Origin of the sequence: Nocardiopsis sp. NRRL B-16309 (genome assembly GCF_001279585.1) — a bacterium.
Taxonomy (GTDB): domain Bacteria; phylum Actinomycetota; class Actinomycetes; order Streptosporangiales; family Streptosporangiaceae; genus Nocardiopsis.
Genome location: NZ_LGEC01000090.1, coordinates 34,035 through 41,041, shown reverse-complemented (window position 1 = coordinate 41,041; position 7,007 = coordinate 34,035). Strand labels below are relative to the sequence as shown.

The 7,007-nt window shown below is 68.6% G+C and carries 5 protein-coding genes, 1 pseudogene and 1 CRISPR repeat array; all 6 genes and pseudogenes read right to left on the bottom strand.

The features are described from left to right. Positions 1-388: pseudogene (locus ADL05_RS20455) on the bottom strand (transposase); the annotation flags it as partial. A 151-nt stretch (positions 389-539) separates the two neighbouring features. Then, a CRISPR array of direct repeats spans positions 540-2,177; the repeat unit is 37 nt; unit sequence GTTGCGATCCTCGGTCGCCCCGGAGGGCGACCGCCAC. Between the two features lie 131 nt (positions 2,178-2,308). Continuing rightward, complete coding sequence (gene cas2 / locus ADL05_RS20450) at positions 2,309-2,599, bottom strand: CRISPR-associated endonuclease Cas2 (protein ID WP_053618605.1); 291 nt, start codon at positions 2,597-2,599, stop codon at positions 2,309-2,311. Beyond that, complete coding sequence (gene cas1c / locus ADL05_RS20445) at positions 2,599-3,621, bottom strand: type I-C CRISPR-associated endonuclease Cas1c (protein WP_053618604.1); 1,023 nt, start codon at positions 3,619-3,621, stop codon at positions 2,599-2,601. Before cas1c ends, cas2 begins: the two co-directional genes overlap by 1 nt. Next, on the bottom strand, positions 3,614-4,273 hold the full coding sequence (gene cas4, locus ADL05_RS20440) for a CRISPR-associated protein Cas4 (RefSeq protein WP_231640836.1): 660 nt from the start codon (positions 4,271-4,273) through the stop codon (positions 3,614-3,616). The genes cas1c and cas4 overlap by 8 nt, the downstream gene beginning before the upstream one ends. Beyond that, entirely contained in the window at positions 4,270-5,157 is an 888-nt protein-coding gene (gene cas7c / locus ADL05_RS20435; protein ID WP_053618602.1) for a type I-C CRISPR-associated protein Cas7/Csd2, read from the bottom strand. The genes cas4 and cas7c overlap by 4 nt, the downstream gene beginning before the upstream one ends. A gap of 33 nt (positions 5,158-5,190) precedes the next feature. Beyond that, positions 5,191-7,005, bottom strand: coding sequence for a type I-C CRISPR-associated protein Cas8c/Csd1 (gene cas8c / locus ADL05_RS20430; RefSeq protein ID WP_082376634.1), 1,815 nt, complete (start codon positions 7,003-7,005; stop codon positions 5,191-5,193). Positions 7,006-7,007: the final 2 nt, after the last annotated feature.

Sequence of the window (7,007 nt, the reverse complement as noted above, 5' to 3'; positions counted from 1 at the left end):
CCCTTCTTGCCCCGGTCGACAGGATTCGGACCCGTCAGCTCCCCCCTTTGAGGGCACGCATGTTGACCGAGTCGATCGCGCACCGCGACCAGTCCACCTTGCCGCGGGAACCGAGTTCGTCCAGCACCAGCCGGTGCAGCTTGGCCCACACCCTCGCCCGGGTCCACTCGGTGAAGCGCCGGTGAGCGGTGGGCCCGGACGGGCCGAACACCGGCGGGAGCTGCGCCCAGGTGCAACCGCTGGTCGCGACGAAGATGATCGCGGCCAGCACCTCGCGGTCCCCGTGTCTGCGCCGCCCGCCGGCCTGGTGACGCGTGGGCGCCTCGGGCACCACTCGCTGGAACAGGTCCCACAGCTCATCCGGCACAAGGCGTTCAACCATCGACACGCGGCCAGGTTACCGAGAATCCAAATGAGATGAGCTCTTAGTGGACGCGGGTATCGACCAGGTAGCCTCTGCGGCTCCCGCATCAGGTCTCGATCCTCACGGTCACGTCCGGGCCTGTCGGCACAGCGGCGCTCAATGGCCAAGCTCGTACGCGTTATGCCTCGGTCACTCCGGAAAGCGACCGCCACGTTGTGGAGGCATGATGGCCCTGATGTCCCAGATCGTTGCGATCCTCGGCCGCCCCGAAGAACGACCGCCACCCTCCGCTCCGTCGCCGCGCAGGGCACGCTGGACGTTGCGATCCTCGGTCGCCCCGAAGAGCGACCGCCACCCGTCGTACTCCACGATCCCGGCGACGATCTGCTTGTTGCGATCCTCGGTCGGCCCGGAGGGCGACCGCCACCCAGGTGGCCCGGACAGAGCTGATCCTGCGCGAGGGGTTGCGATCCTCGGTCGCCCCGGAGGGCGACCGCCACAGGTGCGCCATGGGTGAGCTCCGAGACCCTGCGTCGTTGCGATCCTCGGTCGCCCCGGAGGGCAACCGCCACTCGCGGCGACTCATGGCCGTGGTGGTGGTCACTCGGTTGCGATCCTCGGTCGCCCCGGAGGGCGACCGCCACGCGGAGCACGCACGCGAGACCCAGGGCCGACAGGGCGTTGCGATCCTCGGTCGCCCCGGAGGGCGACCGCCACGCGGATGCCGACGACCATGCGGTAGGGGATACCGGCGTTGCGATCCTCGGTCGCCCCGGAGGGCGACCGCCACGCCGACGGCTTCCGCGGACTGGCCCACGTCTTGGTCGTTGCGATCCTCGGTCGCCCCGGAGGGCGACCGCCACTTGCTTCGCCCCACGACTGAGGCATTTGCATCCTGGCGTTGCGATCCTCGGTCGCCCCGGAGGGCGACCGCCACCCACCGACGACGTGGCCCCACTCGTCTCCCTGAGCTGTTGCGATCCTCGGTCGCCCCGGAGGGCGACCGCCACTTGCTCACGGGGATCGCTGTGTGCGACGTGTGTGGTGTTGCGATCCTCGGTCGCCCCGGAGGGCGACCGCCACCCGAGTGGGACTGGCTGGCGCGCAAGCTCGGAGGCGGTTGCGATCCTCGGTCGCCCCGGAGGGCGACCGCCACCGTCTCCGCGGCCATCAGCCCCAACCGGGTGTCCTCGTTGCGATCCTCGGTCGCCCCGGAGGGCGACCGCCACGCCTTCCTCCAGGCCTTCGTTGACCAGAGCGAGGGCGTTGCGATCCTCGGTCGCCCCGGAGGGCGACCGCCACGCCTGACACCGGCTGCACAACGGCGGTGCACAAACCGTTGCGATCCTCGGTCGCCCCGGAGGGCGACCGCCACTCGGGGACCATGGCGTCCTGGCCGGCCTTGAGGGAGTTGCGATCCTCGGTCGCCCCGGAGGGCGACCGCCACGGTGTCGAAGATCAGCCGCGGGTTGAAGAAGCTCGCGTTGCGATCCTCGGTCGCCCCGGAGGGCGACCGCCACGCCGCAAACGCCAGCTTTCGGGCGCGACCCGTGACGTTGCGATCCTCGGTCGCCCCGGAGGGCGACCGCCACTTCCAGGGACCGGGCGGGCCACCACCCCCAGAAAGGGGTTGCGATCCTCGGTCGCCCCGGAGGGCGACCGCCACGATCATGTGCCCCAACCCGCCCACATCAGGGAGGGTGTTGCGATCCTCGGTCGCCCCGGAGGGCGACCGCCACGCTGCCCCCGTCTACATGCCCGCTTGGAGCAACCGATGTTGCGATCCTCGGTCGCCCCGGAGGGCGACCGCCACGGCGCGCGAACTGGGAGAACTCCCCTGGGATCCGCGCCGAACATGCGGTCAAAAACAGACACTCGCGCCCAGAGGCACCCGAAGGCGATTGGGAACCGTCCCGGGATTCTCTGATCACTTCAGGTTCCTCACTACAGCACCAACGAGTCCCCGTGCGGGAGACACTGGGCGATGCCCAGCGTGTTCACCGAGCTGAACGTTCCCCTCGGCACCCGATAGATGCGCACACTGTCCTCGCTGTCATCGATGATCCGCTCGATGCGGTCCGTCAGCGTCAACACCTCGGCGTCGGTACACACCACTTCGAACACTGATTTCTGCACGCGTAGCCCGTACCCCTCGCAGAGCTTGGCGACCTGCCGCAGCCGGCGTGCACCCTCGGGTTCGACGGTCGCCACGTCGTAGGTGACCAGTAGCTCCATCACAGTGTCCAGGGCAGGTAGCCGGGAAGGTCACCACGCACGTGGCGGGCCAGGATCCGGGCTTGGGCCGCGGGCAGCAATGCCACCGGCACCTTTCTTCCCAGGAGACGGTGCGGGTGCTCCTTCTTCCGATGGGCCTGCCACTGGGTGAGCACCTGTTTGCGCCCCTCCTCGGTGAGCTGCACGGCTCCGCCCGGAAGTGTCTCGAAATGGTCCAGGCGCACCTGTTTGCGGTTGATCAGCGTGAGCGCGAGACGGTCCGCGGTGAATGGCCGCAGCTCCTCCATCAGGTCCAAGGCCAGCGCCGGTTTCCCGGGGCGCAACCCGTGCAGGAACCCGATGTAGGGGTCCAGCCCGACCTGCTCGCACGCGCCGTGCACCACCGACCGTGTCAGGCCGTACAGGAAGGACAGCAGCGCGTTGGCGGGGTCCGTGGGTGGCCGTTTCACTCGGCCCGGGAAGTCGATTCCGGTGTCCGTGCGCAGCATGAGAGCGAAGGCTTCGAAGTAGACGCGGGCCGCGTTGCCCTCCACCCCGAACACCGACTCCACGTCCTGGATATCGGGCAGGCTGTCCACGGCTTCGGCGAGTGTCTGGGCGATCTCGCGCAGCCGCGTCTTGTGCGTGGTCGCATCCCGCGCCCCGCGCAGGACGACCTGGCGGGAGTTCTGCACCTTGCCCGCGATGCAGGCCTGCGCGATCCCCAGACGCGCTACGGGGTCGGCGTGGGCCAGGTGTTGGGCGTGGCGCAGCAGGACGTTGCCGCGGGTGGGCCCGTCGGTGCGGTTGAGGAACCGGCCCCCTCTACTCATCCACACGATGGGGCGGCCGTCCTCGGCACAGCGCGACATCAGCTGGGAGCTGACCTGAATGTTGCCCATCACCACGATCGATTCCAACCGGCGCAGCGGCAGCACATGGCGTTGTGGGGTGTCGGGGATGACGACGCGGACCGTGTCGTGCTCCAGATGCAGGGACGCTCCCGGGGTTTGGATGTAGAGGGTGTTGAGGAGTTCAGTCATCCCAGTCCGTCTCGGGTGCCGGGGAGAACAACGCTCCCCGAAGTGTGGCGAACTTCTTGTGGTTGGCCAGGACCTTGGGCATGCAGGTGATGTTCATCGAGCAGCGGCGGCACCGCTGGTCCGCGGCAGGGGCGGGGAGCGCGGTCTGTTCTATGACCGCCCGCACGTGCTCGGCCGTTTCCCGCACCCTGGCGCGCAGGTCCCCGTCCACGGTGATGGTGTGGCGTCGCCGGTCGGCGGAGGAGTAGATGACCGCTGAGGTGATCGTGGTGCACAGCCGTTCCTCCAGGCACATGGCCTGAGCGGCGACCTGGAGGTCGGCCGGCCCTCCCGGCTTGTAAGAGCCGGACTTGTGCTCCACGGGCAGGACTGTGCCGTCGGCGTGGATTTCCACCACGTCGCACACCCCGCTCAGCCCGAGGCCGTCGTGCCAGACCGGCAGGGCGCGCAGGGTGCGTACGCCGGGCCGGTTGTCTTCGCCGGGTTCGTGGACGCGGTGGTGCAGCAGGGTGCCGCGCACCGTGGCGGCGTCGTCGGCGTATCCGTCTTCAAGCAGGATGAGCCCGGCTTGGCGGGGGCAGTAGTCGTAATGCTCCAGGGCCGAGAGCATCACCGGGGTGAGCTCTCGGGGTGGCGCCTCAGGCGTGCTCACCCCACGATCCTGGTCAACGTGACGCCTTCGGGCAGGTTCTCGTCGCTGACCTGCACCTTGTAGCCGTCGAAGGACCGCACCGCCCCCTGGTCAAGGCTGGCCACCTCGATGCGCTCCAGGAGTTCGTGGGCCGGGGCCCTGCCGAACGCGTCGTCGTGGGAGAACACGTACAACCCGCGCAGCGCCATCTCCCCGCGGGTGGAGGCCCGGTCGTGTTCGAACATCAGCGTCATCGCCCGCCAGAACACCTCCAGGTCCTTGCCTGTGACGCCGGTGCGCTGGGCCAGGGGGGCGCTGAAGTGTCCGTGGCCTCGGAACAGCCCGTAGGGGATGGTGTGCTTGGTGCCCAACTCGGTGCTCTCCCCCTTCTCCACATCTTCCTCCCGGGTCTGGGTGACGCGGGTGATGCCGTGCAGCTGCGGCAGCACCGGGTCGAGGGAGCGGGAGAAGGTGAGCTGGAGCGGGCCCTGCACTCGCCCGGCGGTCTTCTTCCCGGTGGTCATGACCGCGCCGAACATGCGCACGTCGAAGAAGTGCGCGCACATCCACTGCTGGGCCTGGGGTTCGGACACGCGCCGCTTCTTCTTGTCGGCGTCCAGGTTCAGGGCCTCATAGGCGCGTTCGTGCTGGGAGTTCAGGGAGGTGCCGGCCTCGACGTAGATGTCGTAGCCGGCCTGGTCGTGGGCGATCAGGGAGACGGTGTTGCGGATCTTGCGCTTGATGGCCACGTCGGTGACCAGGCCCTGGCCGGTTTCGGGGTCGGTGCGCGGCATGCCTCCGGCGTCGGGGTCTCCGTTGGGGTTGCCATCGCGCACGTCGAACAGGAACACGAAGTCGTGCTTGCGGGCGGGGTCCAGGTGCGTGCGGGTGGTGTCAGTGCTCATGAAGAGGTCCTTTCCGAGGGTTCTCAGCGGGGGTTATTCGGTTTCGGCTGACGGGGTGTCCTGAGCGGCTTTGGCGGCTTTGGCTTCCTTGGCTTTGGCCGCCGCGGCGCGGTCGTCGGCGCGCTGCTGGTGGTAGCCCAGCGTGAAGAGGGCGCGGCCTTCCAGGTTCAGGGTGGCCGGTGGTGCCCCGCCCAGGCGGGTGTAGAGGACGTCCAGGCGGTTGCTCAATCCGCCCCAGGCACCCGGGCTGTCGCGCTTGAGGCGCTTGAGGTGGGCGTTGGCGGTGTCGCGGACCATCTCCATCACCGACAGCGGTCGGGCTTTGGCTGCGGTGAAGTACTTGTCGGTGACGGTGGTGTTGGGGCCCTTCTTCGTCGCGGGGTCGCGCAGGGCCTGGTACTGGATCTGCTCGAAGGTGGCGAACAAGCGCCCGCACAGCACGGCGGGGTGGTCGTCGTTGTCGTTGAGGGTGGGCATCACGGTCTCCCGAAGCTGGGGGTTGAGGCGGAGCAGGAGGAGTTTGAGCAGGGCCATGCGGGGCAGATCGAGGTGTCCGTCGGCGCCGATGCGCTGGTCCAGACGTTGGAGCAGGAACACCGGCGGCCGGTAGTGCTCGCCGTGTAGCGCCATGGACAGCAGCGTGCGCTCCGCTGTTTTGGGTTCGCTGTCCTTGGCGTAGCCCTTGCCGGTGTCGTCGTCCTTCCAGCGGCCCAGGCAGCGCGCCATTCGCCATAGCGCCACGTGCTGGGGTTCTGTCTGCCACACGTCCTGGATCTGGTGGTCCTGGAACCAGGTGCGGGCGTGGGTCAGCGCGTCGGTGAGGGGGACATCGAGCCAGTCACGGACCACGACTCGGCTCTGGTTAGCCGACAAGGTCAAGGCGTAGAAGGCGTTGGGGTCGGTGCGGGTATTCTCCAGCCCGGTGTGGGGCTGGTCGAGTTCGGCGAAGAGCGCGCCGATGTCCTCGGGGCGGGCCTCACGCAAGGACCGCAGCAGGCTCACCTGGGTGGGGCGTTTGAGCCACCAGACGGTGACGCTGTCGCTGGTGCGGTACCGGTGCTCGTTGGTGGCCAGCAGCGAGTTGAGCACGGCGGTGGCCGTACTGCCGCATCCGTCACAGATGGGAATGTCGGCGAGCTGGATCCGTCCACCGCGGCCCTGGGCGGACTTGTTGACCGACACCAGGACCGTGTCCCTGCCCATCCCCGTGGGGACGGGGATCGCCCCGGCCTTGACGGGTTCGGGGATGGTGTCCAGCAGAGCCCCTTCCTGCCCACAGGCCAAGCACACCCCCTGGCCTGTGTCGCTTCCCTTTCGCTGGGCCACAACGGTGCGCCACACCGATGAGGCACTGTCGGCTTCATGGGCCCACTGGCCCTCCACGCGCAGGGCGAGTGTGTCGCTGGGCTTGGCGTCCTCGGGAATGGTGACGTTGAGGTGGTCCTGGCGGCGGAAGAACGCCAGCACGGCCGCCGCGGTCGACTCGTCCGGGGCGTGCTCGAACCACTGCTCGAGGAGGGCGATGTAGGCGTCGTTGCGGCGGATCGCTTCGGCTTCGGCCTTGTCGGAGTCGTTCACCGGCATGGCGAGCACGTACTGCAGGGTGTCCACCAGCAGCATCGGGGGTGGTTTGGCCCCGGACCGGTAGACGTAAGGGGTGGCCAGGTCGATCCCGTGGCGGTTTTCGCCGTCGGCAAGGGAGCCCAACGTGGGGTGTCCGGCGCTGTCCACCGACTTCACCCTGCCTTGAGCGTCCAGGGAGAGGACCCAGCGCACGCGCCGGTGCCGGTAGTAGACCGGTGGCAGGTCCAGGTGGGGGGCGTGTTCGACCAGGCGGGTCAACAGCATCG

Excerpts from the sequence above, each read along its gene's own strand:
- cas2 (WP_053618605.1), bottom strand. The coding sequence starts at position 2,599 with ATGGAGCTACTGGTCACCTACGACGTGGCGACCGTCGAACCCGAGGGT.
- cas1c (WP_053618604.1), bottom strand. The coding sequence starts at position 3,621 with ATGACTGAACTCCTCAACACCCTCTACATCCAAACCCCGGGAGCGTCC.
- cas7c (WP_053618602.1), bottom strand. The coding sequence starts at position 5,157 with ATGAGCACTGACACCACCCGCACGCACCTGGACCCCGCCCGCAAGCAC.
- cas8c (WP_082376634.1), bottom strand. The coding sequence starts at position 7,005 with ATGCTGTTGACCCGCCTGGTCGAACACGCCCCCCACCTGGACCTGCCA.